The sequence below is a fragment of the Nonomuraea dietziae genome (assembly GCF_014195505.1).
GTDB classification, from domain to species: Bacteria; Actinomycetota; Actinomycetes; order Streptosporangiales; family Streptosporangiaceae; genus Nonomuraea; species Nonomuraea roseola.
In genome coordinates, this window is the sequence record NZ_JACIBV010000001.1 from 7,712,703 (window position 1) to 7,731,771 (window position 19,069).

Below are 19,069 nucleotides of genomic sequence, written 5' to 3' on the forward strand. Positions count from 1 at the left end.
TCACCCTGACGTCGCGGCCCTGGCCGAGCCGTGGCCCGAGCCCGTCAGGGTGAGCCGGTGCTCGCCGGAGTAGACGTTCATCGAGTCGCCTCTCAGGAAACCGATGAGCGTCAGCCCCTCTTCCGCCGCCAGCTCCACCGCGAGGGAGGAGGGCGCGGACACCGCGGCGAGGACGGGGATCCCGGCCATGACCGCCTTCTGCACCAGTTCGAAGGAGGCCCGCCCCGAGACCATCAGCACGGTCCCCGACAGCGGCAGGCGATCTTCGCGCAGCGCCCAGCCGACCAGCTTGTCGACGGCGTTGTGCCTGCCGACGTCCTCGCGGACGCACAGCGCCTCGCCCTCGAGGCTGAACAGGCCCGCCGCGTGCAACCCGCCCGTCCTGTCGAAGACCCGCTGGGCGGACCTCAACCGGTCGGGCAGCTCTCTCAGAACATGGCTGCCGATCCGCGCGGGGTCGTCGCGGGCGCTCCACCTGGCCACCGTGCGGACGGCCTCGAGCGAGGCCTTGCCGCAGACGCCGCAGGAGGAGGTGGTGGAGAAGTTGCGCGCCTCAGGTGCCTCGACGCCCGGCGCGAGCCGTACGTCGAGGACGTTGTAGGTCTCGAGGTCCGCGCAGTGTCGCATGGTCGAGATGTCCTCTGACGAGGCGAGCGTGCCCTCGCTCACCAGGAATCCCGCGGCGAGGTCGAAGTCGTCGCCCGGCGTGCGCATGGTGACGGTGAGCGCCTGGCCGCCGACCCTGATCTCCAGGGGCTCCTCGGCGGCCAGCGAGTCGCGCCTCCGGGTCGAGACGTGCGCCTTGACGTGCAGTATCTGGCGTTTCTTTGTCCTAGACATAGCCGTAGCCGAAGCGTCCCTTGATGCAGAGGTTTCCGTGGGTGACCGGGTTGTCGTGCGGCGACGTGACCTTGACGATCTTGTTGTCCTGCACGTGCAGCGTGAGGTTGCAGCCCACGCCGCAGTAGCTGCAGATCGTCGTCGTGGTGGTCTGCTCCGACTCGTCCCAGGTGCCCTCGGCCCGCATGTCGAACTCGGTCTTGAACGACAGCGCCCCCGTGGGGCACACCTCGACGCAGTTGCCGCAGTAGACGCAGGCCGAGTCGGTGAGCGCCACGTCGAACTCCGTGGAGATCGTCGCGTCGAAGCCCCTGCCCGCGACGCTGATCGCGAAGCTGTTCTGCCACTGCTCGCCGCAGGCGTCCACGCACTTGTAGCAGAGGATGCACTTGCCGTAGTCGCGGACATAGAGGTCGTTGTCCACCTTGGGTGGCTGGGCGACGGTCGCGGCCTCCTCGCCGAAACGCGCCGGATCCGCGCCGTAGTCGGCCATCCACTCCTTGGCCATCGGCGTCGTCGACAGGTCTGTGGAGGAGGCCAGCAGCTCCAGTACCACCTTGCGGCTGTGCCTGGCCCTGGCGGTGTCGGTGCCGACGACCATCCCGGCCTCCGCCTTCCTGGAGCAGGCGGGCGCGAGGGTCCTCGACCCCTCGACCTCGACGACGCAGACCCTGCAGGCGTTCTTCGGGGTGAGCGTGTCGCCGTAGCAGAGGGTGGGGATGTCCTTGCCGGCCGTACGGCACGCGTCGAGGACGGTCGAGCCCTCGGGCACGCGGACGGCCTCGCCGTCGACCTCCACGTCGATCAGGCGTCGGGGTGGCTGCAGAGGGATCACTTGAACGCTCCCAGGCGGTCGATGGCCGATTCGACGGCGTTCCACGCGGTCTGCCCCAGACCGCAGATCGAGGCGTCGCGCATGGTCTGGCCGACCTCGCGCAGCAGCACCAGGTCCTCGTCGCTGCGCCTCCTGCCCAGCCTGTGCAGGGCCTCCTCCTGGCGTACGGTGCCCACCCTGCAGGGCACGCACTGCCCGCACGACTCGTCGCGGAAGAACGCGGCGATCCTGACGAGGAAGGCGGGCAGGTCCACCTCCTCGTCCAGGACCATGACCACGCCCGAGCCGAGCGTCGCGCCTGCCGCCCTGGTGCCCTCGAAGCTGAGCGGGACGTCCAGGTCGGTGACGAACGAGCCGGCCGCGCCGCCGAGCAGCACCGCCTTCAGCCTGCCCGCCGGCCGCGCGAGGTCGAGCAGCTCGCGCAGTGGCGTGCCGAGCGGCAGCTCGTAGACGCCCGGCCTGCCGACGCTGCCGGAGACGCAGAACAGCTTGGTGTCCGAGCCGCCGGTCAGCAGGATCGGCAGGACGTTGACCAGGGTCTCGACGTTGTTGACGACGGTGGGCTTGCCGAACAGGCCCTTCTCCACGGGGAAGGGCGGCTTGGTGCGCGGCTCGCCTCTGTAGCCCTCGATCGAGTTGAAGATCGCGGTCTCCTCGCCGCAGATGTAGGCGCCCGCGCCCTTCCTCAGCTCGATGTCGAACGCGAAGCCGTGGCCGAGGATGTCGGCGCCGAGCATGCCGCGCGCCCTGGCCGTCCTGATCGCTGTCTCGAGCGCCGCCGTGGCCCTCGGGTACTCGCCCCTGATGTAGAGGTAGCCCTTGCGGCAGCCCGTGGCGTAGGCGGCGATCGTCATGGCCTCGACCAGCGCGTACGGATCCCCCTCCATGATCACGCGGTCCTTGAAGGTGCCGGGCTCGCTCTCGTCGGCGTTGCACACCAGGTAGTGCGGCTGGTCGGGCTGGCGGGCCGTCGCGTCCCACTTGCGGCCCGTCGGGAAGGCGGCGCCGCCCCTGCCGACCAGACCGGCCTCGGTGACCTCGCGGATCACCCCTGCGGGGCCCAGCTCGAAGGCGCGGCGCAAGGCCTGGTAGCCGCCGTTGGCCCGGTAGTCGTCGAGGCTGGCGGGGTCGACGACGCCGACCCGCCTGAGCAGGACCAGGCCCTGACCGCCTGCCTGCGGGACCGCGTCGGCGACCGGCGGCTCGGGACGCTCGACGGTGTAGGGGGTGGCGTCGGCGGCCGGGCTTCCGCCGTACACCGTGGCCTTGGGCGGCAGGCCCGCTTCCAGCGCGAGCGCGGCGGGGGCGCGCTCGCACAGCCCCAGGCACGGGCTCGCCACGCCTTCCCCCGCGTCGCGCACGCCCTTGGCCAGGCAGGCCAGGTCGGTGCAGACGTGCAGCACCCTGGCGGGCCTCGGCTCCATGGAGAACAGCGAGTAGAAGCTCGCCACGCCGTACGCCTCGGCGGGAGGGATCGTCAGCCGCCTGCAGATGTAGGCCAGCGCGCCCTCGCTGATCCACCCGACTCTGTCGTTGACCGCGTGCAGCGCGGGCAGCAACCGGTCGCGGGCCTGCTCGGCCCGCGCGGCCGAGCGCAGGTCGGCCTCGGTGCGGTCGCCGCCCTCCCACGCGGTCACGGGCGGGCCGAGCAGCGCGTCGACCGCCGCCCTCTCCTCCGCCGTCGGCTCGGCGTCGCCGAAGTGCAGGTCCACTAGCTCACCTTCTCGATGCGTACGGCTGCCGCCTTGAACTCGGCCGTTCCCGCGATCGGGCAGGTGGCCTCGATGGTCAGGGCGTTGGTGTCGACCTCGTCGGGGAAGTGCATGGTCATGAACACCAGGCCCGGCCGCAGCGCGGGGTCGATGTGGACGGGCGCGACCACCGTGCCGCGCCTGGAGCTGATCCTGACCTCCTCGCCCCTGGCCAGGCCCAGCTGGGCCGCGTCCTCGGGGCACAGCTCGATCGTCTCGCCCCTGCGCAGCGGTGAGGCGAAGCCGGAGGACTGCACGCCGGTGTTGTAGGAGTCGAGGCGGCGGCCCGTGGTGAGCCTGAACGGGTACTCCTCGTCGAGCAGGTCCACCGGCGGCGAGTGCTCCAGCACCGCGAAGGGAGCTCGCGGCCCCGGGTCCTCCTTCCAGAGGCGGCCGTGCAGGTACGGCGGCTCGATCGCGTCCTCGGAAGGGCACGGCCACTGGATGCCCTGGTGCTCCTCCAGCCGCCGGTAGGTCATGCCGGTGTGGGCGGGGGAGAGCCTCCTGAGCTCGTCCCACACCTCCTGCGCGCCGTCGTAGTGCCAGTCGTGCCCCATCCTGCGGGCGATCTCGCACATGATCCAGATGTCGTCGCGGGCCTCGCCCGGCGGGTCGAGCGCCTTGCGGACCCGCTGGACCCTGCGCTCGCTGTTGGTGAAGGTGCCCTCGCTCTCGCACCACGCGGCGCTCGCGGGCAGCACGACGTCGGCCATCTGGGCGGTCTTGGTGAGGAAGATGTCCTGGACGACCAGGTGGTCGAGCATGCTCAGGCGCTTGACGCAGGCCAGCGAGTCGGCCTCGGACTGCACCGGGTTCTCGCCGATGAGGTAGCAGGTGGTGAGCTCGCCCTCGGCCATGGCCTCGAGCATCTGGGTGAGGTTGAGCCCGTAGCGGGGCTGGATCGGCACCTGCCAGGCGTTCTCGAAGCGCTGCCTGATCTCGGGGTCGAGGATGTCCTGGAAGCCGGGGAGCCGGTTGGGGATGGCGCCCATGTCGCCGCCGCCCTGCACGTTGTTCTGGCCTCTGAGCGGGGAAAGGCCCGAGCCGTACCTGCCGACATGGCCGGTCAGCAGCGCCAGGTTGATGAGGGCGCGCACGTTGTCGGTGGCGTTGTGGTGCTCGGTGATGCCCAGTGTCCAGCACAGCTGGGCCCTGTCGGCGCGGGCGTAGGCGTGCGCCAGCTCGCGGATGGCCTCCTTCGGCACGCCCGTCACCTGCTCGGCCACGCTGAGGGTCCAGGGCTCGACCTGCTCGGCGAACTCCTCGAACCCGGTGGTGGCCCGCCTGATGAACGTCTCGTTGTGCAGCCGCTCGTGGATGATCTCCCGAGCGATGGCGTGGGCGAGCGGGATGTCGGTGCCGACGTTCAGGCCGAGCCACCGGTCGGCCCACTGCGCCGTGCCCGTGCGCCTGGGGTCGACCGCGAACATCCGCGCGCCCTTGTGGATGGCCTTCAGCACGTGATGGAAGAAGATGGGGTGGGCGTTGCGGGCGGCCGAACCCCACATGATGATCACATCGGTGTCCTCGACCTCCTGGTAGGAGGAGGTGCCGCCACCGCTGCCGAAGACCGCGGAGAGGCCCGCCACGCTCGGCGCGTGGCAGGTGCGGTTGCAGGAGTCCACGTTGTTCGTGCCGACGACGACGCGGGTGAACTTCTGGCCCACGTAGTTCATCTCGTTGGTCGAGCGGGCGCACGACAGCATCGCGAAGCTGTCGGGGCCGTGCCTGGCGATGTTGCGCAGGAAGCCCCGCGCCGCGGCGTCGAGGGCCTCGTCCCAGCTCGCCCTGCGCAGCACGCCGTCCTCACGAACCAGTGGATGGGTCAGGCGGTCATAGCTCATGATCCCTCCATTCTGTATACAGCCTACGGTATGTCTTTTAGCGTCAACTCGCGAGGCTCTCGTTGAGCAGATCGCTGACGGCGTGGATGGCGCGCAGCGTCGGGACCTCGGCGCCGGTCAGGTCGGCCAGCTCGACGACGGCGGCCAGCAGCACGTCGAGCTCCAGCGGCTTGCCCTTCTCCAGGTCCTGCAGCGTGGAGGTCTTGTGCTCGCCCGCCTTCTCCGCTCCCCGCAGCCTGCGCTCGATGGACACGCCGGGATCGCAGCCGACCCTCCTGGCCACCTCGACCGTCTCGCGCATCATCGCCACCACGAGCTCCCTCGCCCCGTCGTGGCGGCAGATCCCCGCCATGGTGGCCCTGGCCAGCGCGCTGATCGGGTTGAAGGCGATGTTGCCCATCAGCTTGATCCAGACGTCCTTGCGCAGGTCCTGCTCCACGGGGCACTTCAGGCCGCCCCTGGTCATCGCCTCGCTGAAGTCGACGCAGCGGGCGGTCAGCTCGCCTGAGGGCTCGCCGATGGAGAAACGGGTGCCTTCGAGGTGGCGGACGAGGCCGGGCTCCTCGATCTCGGTCGCGGCGTAGACGACACAGCCGACGGCGCGTTCCAGCGGGAGCGCGGCGGTGACGCTTCCGCCCGGATCGACGCTCTCGATGCGATAACCCTGGTAGGGGCCCTTGAGTCCGTGGAAGTACCACCACGGGATGCCGTTCTGGGCGGCGATGAGCGTGGTGGACTCGTGCAGCAGCGGCCTGACGAGCGCCCCCGCCGCGGCGTAGGAGTTGGCCTTCAGTCCGAGGAACACGTGGTCCACCGTGCCGACCTCGCGGGGGTCGTCGGTGGCGTGGGGGTGGGCGGTGAAATCACCCCTCGGGCTCAGCACCCGCACACCGGCCTCGCGTATCGCCCGCAGGTGCTCGCCTCTGGCGATGAGATGCACCTCGGCGCCGCCCCTGTGGAGGGCGGCGCCCACGTACGCGCCGATGGCGCCGGCGCCGAGAACAGCGACCTTCATACCGAGCTCCGTTCTCGCGTCGACAGTGCATTCGGTATACAGTATGGAAAAATTCGGGTCAATAGAGGGCAGGATGACCTGCACGGGGACCCGCATGGGAAGGTTCAGGAACCAGGCCCGAGCACCGATCCGGACACCGGGTGCCGGGCGTGCGGTCAGGGCCGATCGCGGGGAGCGGGACGGTCCGTGGGAGAGGGCCGGTCTTGATGGCAGGCTTCCTGGTGAGGTTCGCCTTCCTCAGGTGACGGTGGACGCAAGTCGCCGGGGTCCCGGGTGCTGGGCTCGGGCGTGGGTGGCAGGCTTCCTCGGATGTGGTTCGGCCTTCCTGAGGTGATGTTGGACGCAGGTCGCCGGGGTCCATGGATGGTGCTGGGCTCCGGCGTGGGTGGCAGGGTTCGTCGGGTGGAGTCGCGTGTGGAGACGGATGGCGGGGTTCGCAGGGTGGACAGGGCGTCGGGTGGAGACGTGACGTGGGCGGAGGCGCGCGCCATCGCGTTGCGCGCGTCGCCGTCCGCGCCGGTGGAGGAGGTGCCGCTGTCGACGGCGCGCGGCTGTCGGCTGGCCAGGCCGCTGACGGCGCTCGTCCCTGTGCCGGGAACGGACGTGTCCGCCATGGACGGCTACGCGGTCGCGGGGGAGGGGCCGTGGCGGGTGCTCGGACGGGTGCTCGCCGGTGGGCGGGCGCACGGAGAGGTGCTGAAGCCGGGATGCGCGGTGGAGATCGCCACGGGCGCGCCGGTGCCCGAGGGGACGACGTCGGTCCTGCCGTACGAGGCCGCCCATCCCCTGGCCCCCGCCCCACCCACCCGCGACTCCCCGACCCTTTCGGGTGAGCAGGAGGGGGTCTGGGTCGCAGGGGTCGTGCAGGAGGGACGGCATGTGCGGCGGCGCGGTGAGGACGTCGGGCTGGGCGAGGTGGTGCTCGGCGCGGGAACGCGGGTGACTCCCGCGGTGCTGGGGCTGGCCGCGGCGCTGGGGCACGACGTGCTGGCCGTCCATCGGCGTCTCGAGGTGGCGGTGCTGGTGACGGGCGACGAGGTGATCGGCGAGGGACTGCCCGAACCCGGCAGGGTGCGCGACGCCATCGGCCCCTTCCTGCCCGGGCTCATCGCATGGGCGGGGGCGCGCGTGGGCCCACGCCTCACGATCCCGGACGGCGCGGCCCCCCTCCGTGCCGCCCTCACGCCCCATCCGCCGGCCGTCCCCGATCGCGCGACCTCCGTTCCGCCAGGTGACGGCGCCCCTGCCTCCCTCGGAGGCGGTGCTCCAGGTGCGCCCGCCGAGCGCACACAGTCTCACCCCGGCGCGCGGCGTCCGTCGGCCCCGAAGGCGGACGCCGGCCGCGTCGGGTGGGATGGGGGCGCTGAGATCGTGGTGGTGTGCGGCGCCTCGTCCAAGGGGCCCGCCGATCACCTGCGGGCCGTTCTCGACGACCTGGGCGCCGAGGTGCTCGTCGACGGCGTCGCCGTACGGCCAGGCCACCCGCAGCTCCTGGCCAGGCTTCCCTGCGGACGTCTGGTGGTGGGTCTGCCGGGCAATCCGTTCGCCGCGCTGGCGGCGGCCCTCACGCTGCTGGTCCCGCTGCTCAAGGGCGAGCGCTACGAGTACGGCGAGCGCATGACGCTGGCCGTGACCCCCGCCCCGACCTCGCCGACCTCGCCGACCTCGCCGTCCCACCGGAACCAGCAGCCGGTCCACGCGGCCCACCAGGCACCGCGAGGCCACCGCCACAGCACCACCCGGCTGGTGCCCGTCCGCAGGTCGGGGAAGGGGGCGGTGCCCGTGGGGCACGACAGGCCCGGCTCGCTCTGGGGTGCCGCCATGGCCGATGCGCTGGCCGTGCTGCCGCCCGGATGGGATGGCGAGCCGGTGGAGTTGCTCGAGCTGCCGGATTGAGAAGGGGCTAGACAGGCCAGTGATGGCCGGGTAAGCATGAGGCTCATACGGTATGCAGTATGGAGAAGACAGCATTCTGGAAAGGTGAACGATGTCGGAACTGATCTCGGGTGGGCACCTGGTGGCCAAGGCGCTCAAGGCGGAGGGTGTGGACGTCATCTACACGCTCTGTGGCGGCCACATCATCGACATCTACGACGGTTGCGTGGACGAGGGCATCGAGGTGATCGACGTACGCCACGAGCAGGTCGCGGCGCACGCCGCCGACGGCTACGCCAGGATCACCGGCAAGCCCGGCTGCGCTGTCGTCACGGCGGGCCCCGGCACCACCGACGCGGTGACGGGTGTGGCCAACGCCTTCCGCGCCGAGAGCCCGATGCTGCTCATCGGCGGCCAGGGCGCCCTGAGCCAGCACAAGATGGGCTCGCTGCAGGACCTCCCGCACGTCGACATGATGACCCCGATCACGAAGTTCGCCGCGACGGTGCCGAGCACCGAGCGGGTGGCCGACCTGGTGTCGATGGCCTTCCGCGAGTGCTACCACGGCGCGCCGGGCCCGTCGTTCCTGGAGATCCCGCGCGACGTGCTCGACGCCAAGGTGCCACTGGACAAGGCGCGGATCCCGGCCAACTACCGGGCCTCGACCAAGCAGGCCGGCGACCCCGAGGCCATCGAGCGCCTGGCCGACCTACTGGCCCACAGCGAGAAGCCGTGCATCCTGCTCGGCACCCAGGTATGGACCTGCAGGGGGACCGACGCCGCGATCGACTTCGTCCGCGCGCTCAACGTCCCCGCCTACATGAACGGCTCGGGCAGGGGCACGCTCCCGCCGGGCGACCCGCACCACTTCCAGCTCAGCCGCAGGTACGCCTTCACCGAGGCCGACCTGATCATCATCGTCGGCACGCCGTTCGACTTCAGGATGGGGTACGGCAAGCGGCTCTCGCCCACAGCCACCGTCGTCCAGATCGACCTCGACTACCGCACGGTCGGCAAGAACCGCGACATCGACCTGGGCATCGTCGGTGACGCGGGCGCCGTCCTGTCGGCCGTCACGCAGGCCGCCGGCGGACGCATCCAGAACGCCGCCGCCAGGCGCAAGGAGTGGATCGAGGAGCTGCGCACGGTCGAGACGCAGGCCTACGCCAAGCGCCTGCCCAGGCAGCACTCCGACGACCGGCCGATCGACCCCTACCGGCTCGTCCACGAGATCAACGAGTTCCTGACCGAGGACTCCATCTACATCGGCGACGGCGGCGACATCGTCACCTTCTCCGGGCAGGTGGTCCAGCCGAAGTCGCCCGGCCACTGGATGGACCCGGGCCCGCTCGGCACCCTCGGCGTCGGCGTCGCCTTCGCGATGGCCGCCAAGCAGGCCCGTCCCGACAAGGAGGTCGTCGCGCTCTTCGGCGACGGCGCCTTCAGCCTCACCGGCTGGGACTTCGAGACGATGGTCCGCTTCGACCTGCCGTTCATCGGCGTCATCGGCAACAACTCCTCGATGAACCAGATCAGGTACGGCCAGGCCGCCAAGTACGGCGTGGACCGCGGCCGCATCGGCAACACCCTCGGCGACGTCCGCTACGACGAGTTCGCCAAGCTCCTCGGCGGCCACGGCGAGGAGGTCCGCGACCCGGCCGACATCGCCCCCGCGCTCCAGCGGGCCCGCGAGTCGGGCAAGCCGTCCCTGATCAACGTGTGGGTCGATCCGGAGGTCTACGCCCCCGGCACCATGAACCAGACGATGTACAAGTAGGAGCCGTAGATGAAGGCACTGGAAGGCGTCCGAGTCCTCGACATGACCCACGTCCAGTCAGGCCCCTCGGCCACCCAGCTGCTCGGCTGGCTCGGCGCCGACGTGGTCAAGCTGGAGGCCCCGACAGGTGACATCACCAGGCAGCAGCTGCGCGACGTGCCGGACGTCGACAGCCTCTACTTCACGATGCTGAACTGCAACAAGCGCAGCATCACGCTCAACATGAAGAGCGAGCGGGGCAAGGAGCTGTTCACCGAGCTGGTGAAGAGCTCGGACATCCTGGTGGAGAACTTCGGCCCCGGCGCGGTCGACCGCATGGGCTTCACCTGGGAGCGCCTGCAGGAGCTCAACCCGCGCCTCATCTACGCCTCCATCAAGGGCTTCGGCGCGGGCCGCTACGCCAGGTTCAAGGCGTACGAGGTGATCGCCCAGGCCATGGGCGGCTCGATGAGCACCACGGGGTTCGAGGACGGCCCACCGCTGGCCACCGGCGCCCAGATCGGCGACTCGGGCACCGGCATCCACGCCGTCGCGGGCATCCTGGCCGCCCTCTACCAGCGGGAGAACACCGGCAAGGGGCAGCGCGTCCAGGTCGCGATGCAGCACGCCGTCCTCAACCTGTGCAGGGTGAAGCTGCGCGACCAGCAGCGGCTGGCGCACGGGCCGCTGAAGGAGTACCCGAACAGGACCTTCGGCGTGGAGGTGCCGCGCTCGGGCAACGCCAGCGGCGGCGGCCAGCCCGGCTGGGCGGTGCGGTGCGCGCCGGGCGGTCCGAACGACTACATCTACGTGATCGTGCAGCCGGTCGGCTGGAAGCCGCTGTCGGCGATCATCGGCAGGCCCGAGCTGGCCGACGACCCCGAGTGGGCCACCCCCGAGGCGCGGCTGCCGAAGCTGGACAAGATGTTCCAGCTCATCGAGGAGTGGAGCAGCGCCCACGACAAGTGGACGGTGCTGGACAGGCTCAACGCCGAGAACATCCCCTGCGGTCCGATCCTGTCCACCAAGGAGCTGGTCGAGGACGACAGCCTGCGCGAGGAGGGCATCGTCGTCAGCGTCGACCATCCCGAGCGCGGCGAGTTCGTGACGGTGGGCAGCCCGCTGCAGCTGTCGGACTCGCCTGTCGAGGTGCGCACGCCCCCTCTGCTCGGCGAGCACAACCAGGAGATCTACGCAGCCTTCGGCGTCAGCGCCGACGAACTGGCCGAGCTGAAGACGAACGGAGTCATCTAGTGAGCACCACGAGGGAGATCCTGGACAAGGCGCTGGCGGAGGGCCGCACGGCGCTGACCGCCCCGGAGGGGCGGAGGATCTGCCAGGAGTACGGCATAGCGACCCCGGGCGAGGGCCTGGCCACGAGCGCGGACGAGGCCGTACGGCTGGCGGAGGAGCTGGGCTTCCCCGTCGTCATGAAGATCGTCTCACCCGACATCCTGCACAAGACCGACGCGGGCGGCGTGCTGGTCGGCCTCAAGAACGCGGAGGAGGTCGCGAGCGGCTACGAGCGAATCCTCGCGAACGCCTCTGCATACAATCCACAGGCCACCGTCGACGGTATACAGATCCAGCAGCTTGTCTCGGGCGGGCACGAGGTGATCATCGGCGCGGTCACCGACCCCACCTTCGGCAAGGTCGTCGCGTTCGGCCTGGGCGGTGTCCTGGTTGAAGTGCTCAAGGACGTGACCTTCCGACTTGCCCCACTTTCGGGTGATGATGCACTCGGGATGCTGGACGACATCAGAGCGGCGGAGGTGCTGCGAGGTGCTCGCGGTGCGCGACCGGCCAGCAGGCAGGCGCTGGCGACGATGATCGAGCGCGTGGGCGCCCTGGTCGGCGACTTCCCCGAGATCACCGAGGTCGACCTCAACCCCGTCTTCGCCGGGCCGGACGGGGCCATCGCCGCCGACGTCCGCCTCCTCATCGGCGAGCTGCCGCAGGAGAAGGCGCGCATCCCGAGGGAGAAGATCCTCGAGCAGATGACGCGGATCTTCAAGCCGCGCTCCGTCGCGGTGATCGGGGCCTCGGCCGAGCAGGGCAAGATCGGCAACTCGGTCATGCGCAACCTCATCAACGGCGGCTACCGGGGCCAGATCTTCCCGATCAACCCCAAGGCCACCGACATCATGGGGCTGCCGGCCTACAAGAGCGTGGCCGACGTGCCGTTCGACGTGGACGTGGCGGTGTTCGCGATCCCGGCGGCCTTCGTCCCTCCCGCGCTGGAGCAGGCGGGGGAGAAGGGCGTGGCGGGGGCCATCATGATCCCCTCCGGCTTCGCGGAGACGGGCAACGTCGAGGGCCAGGCGGAGATCGTGGAGATCGCCGCCAGGCACGGGGTGCGCATGCTCGGCCCCAACATCTACGGCTACTACTACACGCCTGAGAACCTCTGCGCGACGTTCTGCACGCCGTACGACGTGAAGGGCAGCGTGGCGCTGACCTCGCAGAGCGGCGGCATCGGGATGGCCATCCTGGGCTTCAGCCGTACGACCAAGATGGGGGTCTCGGCGATCGTCGGCGTCGGCAACAAGGCCGACGTGGACGAGGACGACCTGCTGACCTTCTTCGAGCAGGACGACAACACCCGCGCCGTGGCCATGCACCTGGAGGACCTCAAGGACGGGCGCGGGTTCGTCGAGGCGGCCCGCAGGGTGGTCAGGCACAAGCCGGTCATCGTGCTCAAGGCAGGCCGTACCGCGATGGGCGCCAGGGCCGCGGGCTCGCACACCGGCGCGCTGGCCGGCGACGACAAGGTCTACGACGACATCCTGCGCCAGGCGGGCGTCGTGCGCGCGCCGGGACTGAACGACATGCTGGAGTACGCGCGCTCGCTGCCGCTGATGCCCACACCCCAGGGCGAGAACGTCGTGATCATCACTGGCGCGGGCGGGTCCGGCGTGCTCCTCTCGGACGCCTGCGTCGACGCGGGGCTGACCCTCATGGACATCCCCGACGACCTCGACCAGGCCTTCCGCGCCCACATCCCGCCGTTCGGCGCGGCGGGCAACCCGATCGACATCACCGGAGGCGAACCGCCCTCGACCTACGAGAACACCGTCCGCCTCGGCCTGGCCGATCCGCGCATCCACGCGCTGGTCCTCGGCTACTGGCACACGATCGTCACCCCGCCCATGGTCTTCGCCGAACTGATCGCCAAAGTCGTCCAGGAGGAGCGCGACAAGGGCAACGTCAAGCCTGTCGTCGCCTCGCTCGCCGGTGACACCGAGGTCGAGGAGGCCTGCGACTACCTGTTCGACCACGGTGTGGTCGCCTACCCGTACACGACGGAGAAGCCGGTCGCGGTCCTCGGTGCGAAGTACCGCTGGGCGCGCGCCGCAGGACTGCTGTAAGACGGCGGCTGGAGCCGAGCCGCTGAAGGGGGCCCATCGCACCTGCACACCCCACCCCCCAGGAGGTCCGTCAGTTGGACACGTCCGAGACGCCGGTGACCACCACGCCGGTAGAAGACAAGCGAGTATGGAAAGCGGGCCGGCTCGAGCCGATGCCCATCCGCAAGCTGCCCGACGCCCCGCCCTCGGTGCACATCCTCGGTCCCACGGTCTTCCTCGTGGCGCTCGGCGTGGGCATGGGCGAGTCGTACATGTGGCCCCGCCTGGTGCTGCTGTTCGGGCCCGAGATCCGCTGGCTGTTCCTGATCGGCGTCACCCTCCAGGCCGTCGTCATGCTGGAGATGGCGCGCTACGCGATGGCCACGGGGGAGAGCATCTTCTCCGGCGCCGCCCGCGTCTTCAAGCCGCTCATGTGGTTCTTCTTCACCGTCGCGATCCTCGTCTACATCTGGCCGGGACACCTCTCGGCGGGAGCGGCGGCCTTCGAGGAGATCACCGGGATACCGTGGACCGTGACCGCGGTCACGGGACTGATCCTGGTCGGGGTGGTCTTCAGCCTGGCCAAGGTCATCTACAACGTGCTGGAGAACCTGCTGTCGGTGCTCATCGGCGCGCTGGTCATCGGCACCGCCGTGATCGCCGCCATGGTCGGCTCGTGGGCCGACGTCGTCAGCACGATCACCGGGATGTTCTCCATCGGCTACCTGCCTCCCGAGGCACTGTCGGCCGCCTGGTTCCCGGTGATCGTCGGCGCCTGCGCCTTCGCGGGGCCGTCCGGGATGCAGCAGATGTGGTACACCCTGCACCTGCGCGACTCGGGGGCGGGCATGGGCGCCCACATCCCGCGCATCCGCGGCCTGCGGCACGCGGGTGAAGAGGAGGCCATGCCCTCGCGCGGCTTCATGTTCGACACCGAGGACCCCGCCGAGATGGCCAAGTGGAGGGGATGGCGGCGCTGGGTCACCTTCGACGCGCTGCTGCTGTTCTGGGGCATCACGATGCTCGTGACGATCTCGTTCACGGTCATCGCGCAGGCCGCGGCCAGGCAGAACCCCGGCGTGCGCACCGCCATCCAGGGCGACGACAGGGAGGTCGCGCTCAGCGCCATGGCCGACGCCGTCTCCTCGGCGGGCAGCTCGGTGCTCGGCGTGGTCTTCCTCGGCTTCATCGCGCTGATCGGGCTCAACGCGACGCTCGGCCTGTTCGACTCCTTCTCGCGCGGCCAGGCGGACATGACCTACAACTTCGTGCCGGGCGCGAAGAAGCTGCGCATGTCGCACCTGTACGCGGGCTTCCTCTGGGGCGTGATCATCTTCGGCATCCTGATCCTGCTCTTCGGACCCGCAGACGGGCCCAGCGGGATCCTGGACACGCTGGCGTTCCTGTCGACGTTCGCGATGGGCGCGTACTGCGTGACGCTGCTGCTGGTCAACAACAGGATGCTGCCCAAGCCCATCAGGCCGAGATGGTGGTCGAACGTGATCATCGGCTTCGGCGCGGTCTTCTACCTCGGGATGCTGTTCTACAGCCTCGTCGCCTTCGGCGTGGTCGTGGGCTGATGGTCTCCCGTCACAGCCTCGAACTGGCCGTCCCAGGGCTCGTCGTCGGCGCGCTGGCCGGCGTCATGGCAGGAGGGCTGACCCTGTTCGCGGGTCAGCCCGGCGGGGCGACCTTCCTCGCGCTGCCGCTGGCTCTCTTCGGCGGCCTGTACGGCATGCTGCTCGGGCACGGACCCTTCAGGCCCGGCACCTTCGCACCCGCCGGCCTGTTATGGCTGCCGGCCTTCCCGCTGTCCAGGCTGGCCCAGGAGAGCGTCGCGGCCACCGGAGCGCTGGCGGACGGCGTGCTGCCCTTCCTGGCCTACCAGGCGATGGTGAGCCTCGGATTCGCCATCGGCTTCCTCTGGCTGCACGAGCGGCTCATGCCGTCCTGGCTGCTGCGGGTGCGCGCGCGGGGACACAACCCGCGCGCTGACCGACTGCTCGCCCACTACGTGAGGAGTGCCTCGGCGTGAACCTGCCTCCCTGGATCTGGCTGGCCACGATCACGGGGTTCATGCTCGTGCTGGCCGTCGACTTCTACCTGGTCGCCCGCAACCCGCGCGAGCCCTCGTTCAAGGAGTGCGTCGGCTGGGTGACGTTCTACGTGGCCCTCGCGGGGGTCTTCGGCGCCGGGCTGCTGCTGGTGTCGGGGCCCGCGCACGGCGGGGAGTTCTTCGCCGGCTGGATCACCGAGTACTCCCTCAGCGTCGACAACCTCTTCGTCTTCCTGCTGATCATGAGCCGGTTCCGCGTGCCGATGCGCTACCGCCAGAAGGTCCTGCTGGTCGGCATCGTGCTGGCGCTGCTCATGCGCGGCGTCTTCATCGCCCTGGGCGCGGAGGCGGTGGCGCGCTTCGACTGGCTCTTCTACGTCTTCGGCGCGTTCCTCGTCTACACCGCGTGGAAACTCATCTCCTCCTCCTCCGAGGAGTCGGACGAGTTCTCCGAGAACGCGGTGATCAGGGCGACGCGGCGGCTGCTGCCGACGACCTCCGCCTATCACGGGGCGTCCCTGACCGTACGGGTGGACGGCCGGCGCATGGTGACCCCGATGCTGATCGTCATGGTCGCCATCGGGACCACGGACCTGCTGTTCGCCCTCGACTCCATCCCCGCGATCTTCGGACTGACGAAGGAGCCCTACCTGGTCTTCACCGCCAACGCGTTCGCGCTCATGGGCCTCAGGCAGCTGTTCTTCCTGATCGGAGGGTTGCTGGACCGGCTGGTCTACCTCAGCAAGGGACTGTCGGTCGTGCTGGCCTTCATCGGGGTCAAGCTGGTGCTCGAGGCCATGCACCACGACGGGGTGTCGTGGGCGCCCGAGATCCCGATCGTGGTGTCGCTGGGGGTCATCGTCGCGACGCTGGCGGTGACGACGGTGGCGAGTCTCGTGAAGTCGTCCAGGTCAGCGGGGTCGCCCTCGTCGGGCTCTTCGGCCGCGTCGCCCTCGGCGGGGTCGTCTTCGGCAGGGTCGTCCTCGCTCGGGTCGGCTTCGGGCGCGTCGCCTTCCGCGGGGTCGTCTTCGGTGGGGTCGGCTACCGCCGGCTCGTCCGAGGGTTCGCTCGGGTCTGCATCGTCCGCCTCGTCGGAGGGCGAGCGGCGCTGACCTTCGTGCCGTGGGTGGGGCTTTCAGGCCCCGCCCGCGGCCTTGTCGTGCGCCGTCCTGCCGTTCTGGGCGTCGGAGGCCCATTCGCGCAGGTACCGGTCGGCCTCGTCGGCCGAGTAGTGCTGCCTGGTCGCCAGGCCCACGGCAAGGCCGAGCATGCGTCCGTCGGCGGCGTGGCCGATGGGATCGCCAAGGAGAAAGCGGGCAATCGCCTTCATCTGTCATCACCTCTCTTCCAGGGTCTACCCCTGGTGTTTCCGGAAAACGGCACCGGGTGAACTCCACATCAACACCGCAGCTGAGCTCGCGTCTCGCGCGCGGACGCCGTGCTCATGCCGCCCCCCGGAGACGCTGTCGCAGCCCCAGGGCGTCCCGTTGGCAGGCGCCTGCGGGTCACACCGTCCGGACGGCACGGCCGCACCGCTATCACCGCCTACCCACACATCGGGGGAAGCGGGTCACCCCGGCGCCCTCCGTCCATCCCGAGTTGTCAGCAGGTCCTGAGATCACGCCGTGCGGGGTCCACATGCCCCCGAGATACGCGGTAGCACATGAGTCACCGTTCAAAGGCGCACCGAATGAGGGTCTCGGCCGCGGCACGAGCGTGCGCCGCCGTGTCCGGGTCTCGCGTGATGGCTGCCGTGGTCTGGGCGCCCTCGGCGAGGAGGACGAGTTGTGGGGCGAGAAAGGCTGGGCCGCCCGCCTCTACGACCAGTTCGGCGACGCGGCGCTGGAAGGACGTCTTCTGCTCGCGGACGGCCTCGGCGACCCTGGTGCTACCGCCTCCCAGCTCGCCGAAGAAGTTGATGAAGGCGCAGCCGCGGAAGTCGTCCTCGCGGAACCACTCCGCCAGAAAGTCGAAGACGGCCAGCAGCTTGTCGCGCGGCGTTCCGGCGGTGGCGATGGCGCCGTCGACGCCGGTGTTCCACTGCTTCGTCCGGTGCCGGAGCACGGCCAGGATCAGGTCGTCCTTGGAGGGGAACAACGTGTAGATGCGCTTCAGCGAGACGCCGGACTCGGTGCGGACGGTGTCCATACCGACGGCCTGGACCCCATGGGCGTAAAAGAGCCGATCCGCCGTCGATACCACCTGTTCCTCACCGGTCATGAGCCCTCCTGTTTGCATAGAGAACCAACGTTCTCTACTGTAGGGCACATGAGCGGAGAACGACCGTTCTCCGCCGTACGAGGGAGATTGTCATGGGCCACATCACGGTCGGAACGGAAAACAGCACCGACATCGAGCTGTACTACGAGGATCAGGGCGCAGGTCAGCCGGTCGTCCTCATCCACGGCTACCCCCTGAACGGGCACAGCTGGGAGCGCCAGACCCGCGAACTGCTCGCCGCGGGCCACAGGGTCATCACCTACGACCGCCGCGGCTTCGGCCAGTCCAGCAAGGTCGGCAGCGGCTACGACTACGACACCTTCGCCGCCGACCTGCACACGCTGCTGGAGACGCTGGACCTACGGGACGTCATCCTCGTCGGGTTCTCGATGGGCACCGGCGAGCTGGCCCGCTATGTCAAGAACCACGGCCACGAGCGCGTCGCCAAGCTGGCGTTCCTCGCCTCGCTTGAGCCGTTCCTGGTGGCCGCGGACGACAACCCCACCGGAGTGCCGCAGTCGGTGTTCGACGGCATCGCCGCCACCGCGCAGGCCGACCGCTATGCCTGGTTCACCCAGTTCTACAAGGACTTCTACAACCTGGACGAGAACCTCGGCACCAGGATCAGCCAGGAGGTCGTCACCGCCAACTGGAACACCGCCACCACCTCCGCCCCGGTGGCCGCCTACGCGGTCGTGTCCGCCTGGATCGAGGACTTCCGCGAGGACGTCGCAGCCGTGCGCGCGGCCGGCAAGCCGTCGCTGATCCTGCACGGGACCAAGGACAACATCCTGCCGATCGACTCCACGGGACGCCCGTTCCACAAGGCATTCCCTGAGGCGGACTACGTCGAGGTCGAGGGCGCGCCGCACGGCCTGCTATGGACGCACGCCGCCGAGGTCAATGAGGCTCTGCTGGCCTTCGTCGGCAAGTGACCGAACGGGCCGGCGCCCTCGTCGAGCAGAGGCCGTCGGCCCCTCGCCACGGGACGGCATGCAGGACAGGCCGGTCTGATCGTCAGGCCATGAGGTCGTCCGGCGCCAGAACTCGGCTCCCGTGCTGTTTCGTCTTCTGTATCTGCTGGTGGGCCGGGTGTTCGTCCAGCAGGATGCGGTAGAGCATGGCCAACACCCGGGCGGCGCTCCATTCGGTGAAGCGGCGGTTCACTGTCTGCCAGGAGGCGCCGAAGACCGGTAGTGGCAGTTGCCGCCAGGCGCAGCCGGAAGTGGCCACATACACGATCGCCGCCAGGATCGCCCGATCGTCGACCCGCCGCCACCTTGCGGCCGGGTCGGCGCGGGCGGAACCGCGCGCTGAAACAACTCCCGCAACTCATCGGGCATCAGCCGTCGACGGAACGCATACACACGCGATCTAACGGCTGATCCCCAAATGAGTCGTCACGGTCTTAGGACGCCCTCCAAGGTCGACGTGCCCCGAACTGTCCCCACGCCCCTATGACGGCCTGCAGGGTCCACCCGCCCGAGATGTCCGCCCGCTCCCGGAGATCTGCAGGCCCTCAGAGGTCCG

15 protein-coding genes and 1 pseudogene are annotated in these 19,069 nt (G+C 69.7%); 8 read left to right on the plus strand and 8 right to left on the minus strand.

The genetic code is table 11. The features are described 5' to 3' along the window. The 5 genes from fdhD to FHR33_RS36770 are packed head-to-tail and all read right to left on the minus strand — an operon-like array spanning position 1 to position 6,285. A complete protein-coding gene (gene fdhD, locus FHR33_RS36750) occupies positions 1–840 on the minus strand; it encodes a formate dehydrogenase accessory sulfurtransferase FdhD (RefSeq protein ID WP_183657884.1) in 840 nt (279 codons plus the stop codon). Next, the gene (locus FHR33_RS36755; protein ID WP_221242337.1) at positions 833–1,666 is read right to left on the minus strand and encodes a 2Fe-2S iron-sulfur cluster-binding protein; all 834 of its coding nucleotides are present in this window, start codon (positions 1,664–1,666) and stop codon (positions 833–835) included. Before FHR33_RS36755 ends, fdhD begins: the two co-directional genes overlap by 8 nt. Before the next feature lie 5 nt (positions 1,667–1,671). After that, the gene (locus FHR33_RS36760; RefSeq protein ID WP_183657889.1) at positions 1,672–3,387 is read right to left on the minus strand and encodes an NADH-ubiquinone oxidoreductase-F iron-sulfur binding region domain-containing protein; all 1,716 of its coding nucleotides are present in this window, start codon (positions 3,385–3,387) and stop codon (positions 1,672–1,674) included. Beyond that, a complete protein-coding gene (locus FHR33_RS36765; protein ID WP_183657891.1) occupies positions 3,387–5,270 on the minus strand; it encodes a molybdopterin oxidoreductase family protein in 1,884 nt (627 codons plus the stop codon). Before FHR33_RS36765 ends, FHR33_RS36760 begins: the two co-directional genes overlap by 1 nt. Before the next feature lie 43 nt (positions 5,271–5,313). Next, positions 5,314–6,285, minus strand: coding sequence for a 2-dehydropantoate 2-reductase (locus tag FHR33_RS36770; RefSeq protein WP_183657893.1), 972 nt, complete (start codon positions 6,283–6,285; stop codon positions 5,314–5,316). Positions 6,286–6,687: 402 nt separating this feature from the next. On the opposite strand from FHR33_RS36770, the gene FHR33_RS36775 reads away from it, so the two are divergent. The 7 genes from FHR33_RS36775 to FHR33_RS36805 all read left to right on the plus strand — a co-directional run bounded on the left by FHR33_RS36775 (position 6,688) and on the right by FHR33_RS36805 (position 16,431). Next, entirely contained in the window at positions 6,688–8,181 is a 1,494-nt protein-coding gene (locus FHR33_RS36775) for a molybdopterin molybdotransferase MoeA (protein WP_312895889.1), read from the plus strand. Positions 8,182–8,272: 91 nt separating this feature from the next. Continuing rightward, positions 8,273–9,937: a thiamine pyrophosphate-binding protein gene (locus FHR33_RS36780; protein WP_183657897.1), complete on the plus strand. Its 1,665-nt coding sequence runs from the start codon at positions 8,273–8,275 to the stop codon at positions 9,935–9,937. Between the two features lie 9 nt (positions 9,938–9,946). Further along, positions 9,947–11,170 (plus strand): formyl-CoA transferase, encoded by a 1,224-nt coding sequence (gene frc / locus FHR33_RS36785; protein ID WP_183657898.1) that lies wholly within the window; start codon positions 9,947–9,949, stop codon positions 11,168–11,170. Then, positions 11,170–13,284 carry an acetate--CoA ligase family protein gene (locus tag FHR33_RS36790; protein WP_183657900.1) on the plus strand — a complete coding sequence of 705 codons (2,115 nt, stop codon included), beginning with the start codon at positions 11,170–11,172 and terminating at the stop codon, positions 13,282–13,284. The genes frc and FHR33_RS36790 overlap by 1 nt, the downstream gene beginning before the upstream one ends. Positions 13,285–13,436: 152 nt before the next feature. After that, entirely contained in the window at positions 13,437–14,843 is a 1,407-nt protein-coding gene (locus FHR33_RS36795) for an Nramp family divalent metal transporter (protein WP_183657902.1), read from the plus strand. Then, the gene (locus FHR33_RS36800) at positions 14,843–15,298 is read left to right on the plus strand and encodes a hypothetical protein (protein WP_183657904.1); all 456 of its coding nucleotides are present in this window, start codon (positions 14,843–14,845) and stop codon (positions 15,296–15,298) included. The genes FHR33_RS36795 and FHR33_RS36800 overlap by 1 nt, the downstream gene beginning before the upstream one ends. Then, a complete protein-coding gene (locus FHR33_RS36805; protein ID WP_183657906.1) occupies positions 15,295–16,431 on the plus strand; it encodes a TerC family protein in 1,137 nt (378 codons plus the stop codon). The genes FHR33_RS36800 and FHR33_RS36805 overlap by 4 nt, the downstream gene beginning before the upstream one ends. Before the next feature lie 23 nt (positions 16,432–16,454). Here the strand turns inward: FHR33_RS36805 and FHR33_RS36810 are convergent, their stop codons facing one another. After that, positions 16,455–16,649 carry a hypothetical protein gene (locus tag FHR33_RS36810; protein WP_183657909.1) on the minus strand — a complete coding sequence of 65 codons (195 nt, stop codon included), beginning with the start codon at positions 16,647–16,649 and terminating at the stop codon, positions 16,455–16,457. A gap of 338 nt (positions 16,650–16,987) precedes the next feature. Continuing rightward, the gene (locus FHR33_RS36815; RefSeq protein ID WP_183657912.1) at positions 16,988–17,557 is read right to left on the minus strand and encodes a TetR/AcrR family transcriptional regulator; all 570 of its coding nucleotides are present in this window, start codon (positions 17,555–17,557) and stop codon (positions 16,988–16,990) included. A 74-nt stretch (positions 17,558–17,631) separates the two neighbouring features. On the opposite strand from FHR33_RS36815, the gene FHR33_RS36820 reads away from it, so the two are divergent. Continuing rightward, a complete protein-coding gene (locus tag FHR33_RS36820; RefSeq protein ID WP_183657915.1) occupies positions 17,632–18,474 on the plus strand; it encodes an alpha/beta fold hydrolase in 843 nt (280 codons plus the stop codon). A gap of 160 nt (positions 18,475–18,634) precedes the next feature. Here FHR33_RS36820 and FHR33_RS50940 read toward each other — a convergent pair. Continuing rightward, positions 18,635–18,882 (minus strand): annotated as a pseudogene (locus tag FHR33_RS50940) (transposase); the annotation flags it as partial. Positions 18,883–19,069: the final 187 nt, after the last annotated feature.

Excerpts from the sequence above, each read along its gene's own strand:
- FHR33_RS36800 (WP_183657904.1), top strand. The coding sequence starts at position 14,843 with ATGGTCTCCCGTCACAGCCTCGAACTGGCCGTCCCAGGGCTCGTCGTC.
- fdhD (WP_183657884.1), bottom strand. The coding sequence starts at position 840 with ATGTCTAGGACAAAGAAACGCCAGATACTGCACGTCAAGGCGCACGTC.
- FHR33_RS36815 (WP_183657912.1), bottom strand. The coding sequence starts at position 17,557 with ATGCAAACAGGAGGGCTCATGACCGGTGAGGAACAGGTGGTATCGACG.
- frc (WP_183657898.1), top strand. The coding sequence starts at position 9,947 with ATGAAGGCACTGGAAGGCGTCCGAGTCCTCGACATGACCCACGTCCAG.
- FHR33_RS36770 (WP_183657893.1), bottom strand. The coding sequence starts at position 6,285 with ATGAAGGTCGCTGTTCTCGGCGCCGGCGCCATCGGCGCGTACGTGGGC.
- FHR33_RS36765 (WP_183657891.1), bottom strand. The coding sequence starts at position 5,270 with ATGAGCTATGACCGCCTGACCCATCCACTGGTTCGTGAGGACGGCGTG.
- FHR33_RS36820 (WP_183657915.1), top strand. The coding sequence starts at position 17,632 with ATGGGCCACATCACGGTCGGAACGGAAAACAGCACCGACATCGAGCTG.
- FHR33_RS36795 (WP_183657902.1), top strand. The coding sequence starts at position 13,437 with ATGCCCATCCGCAAGCTGCCCGACGCCCCGCCCTCGGTGCACATCCTC.
- FHR33_RS36810 (WP_183657909.1), bottom strand. The coding sequence starts at position 16,649 with ATGAAGGCGATTGCCCGCTTTCTCCTTGGCGATCCCATCGGCCACGCC.
- FHR33_RS36780 (WP_183657897.1), top strand. The coding sequence starts at position 8,273 with ATGTCGGAACTGATCTCGGGTGGGCACCTGGTGGCCAAGGCGCTCAAG.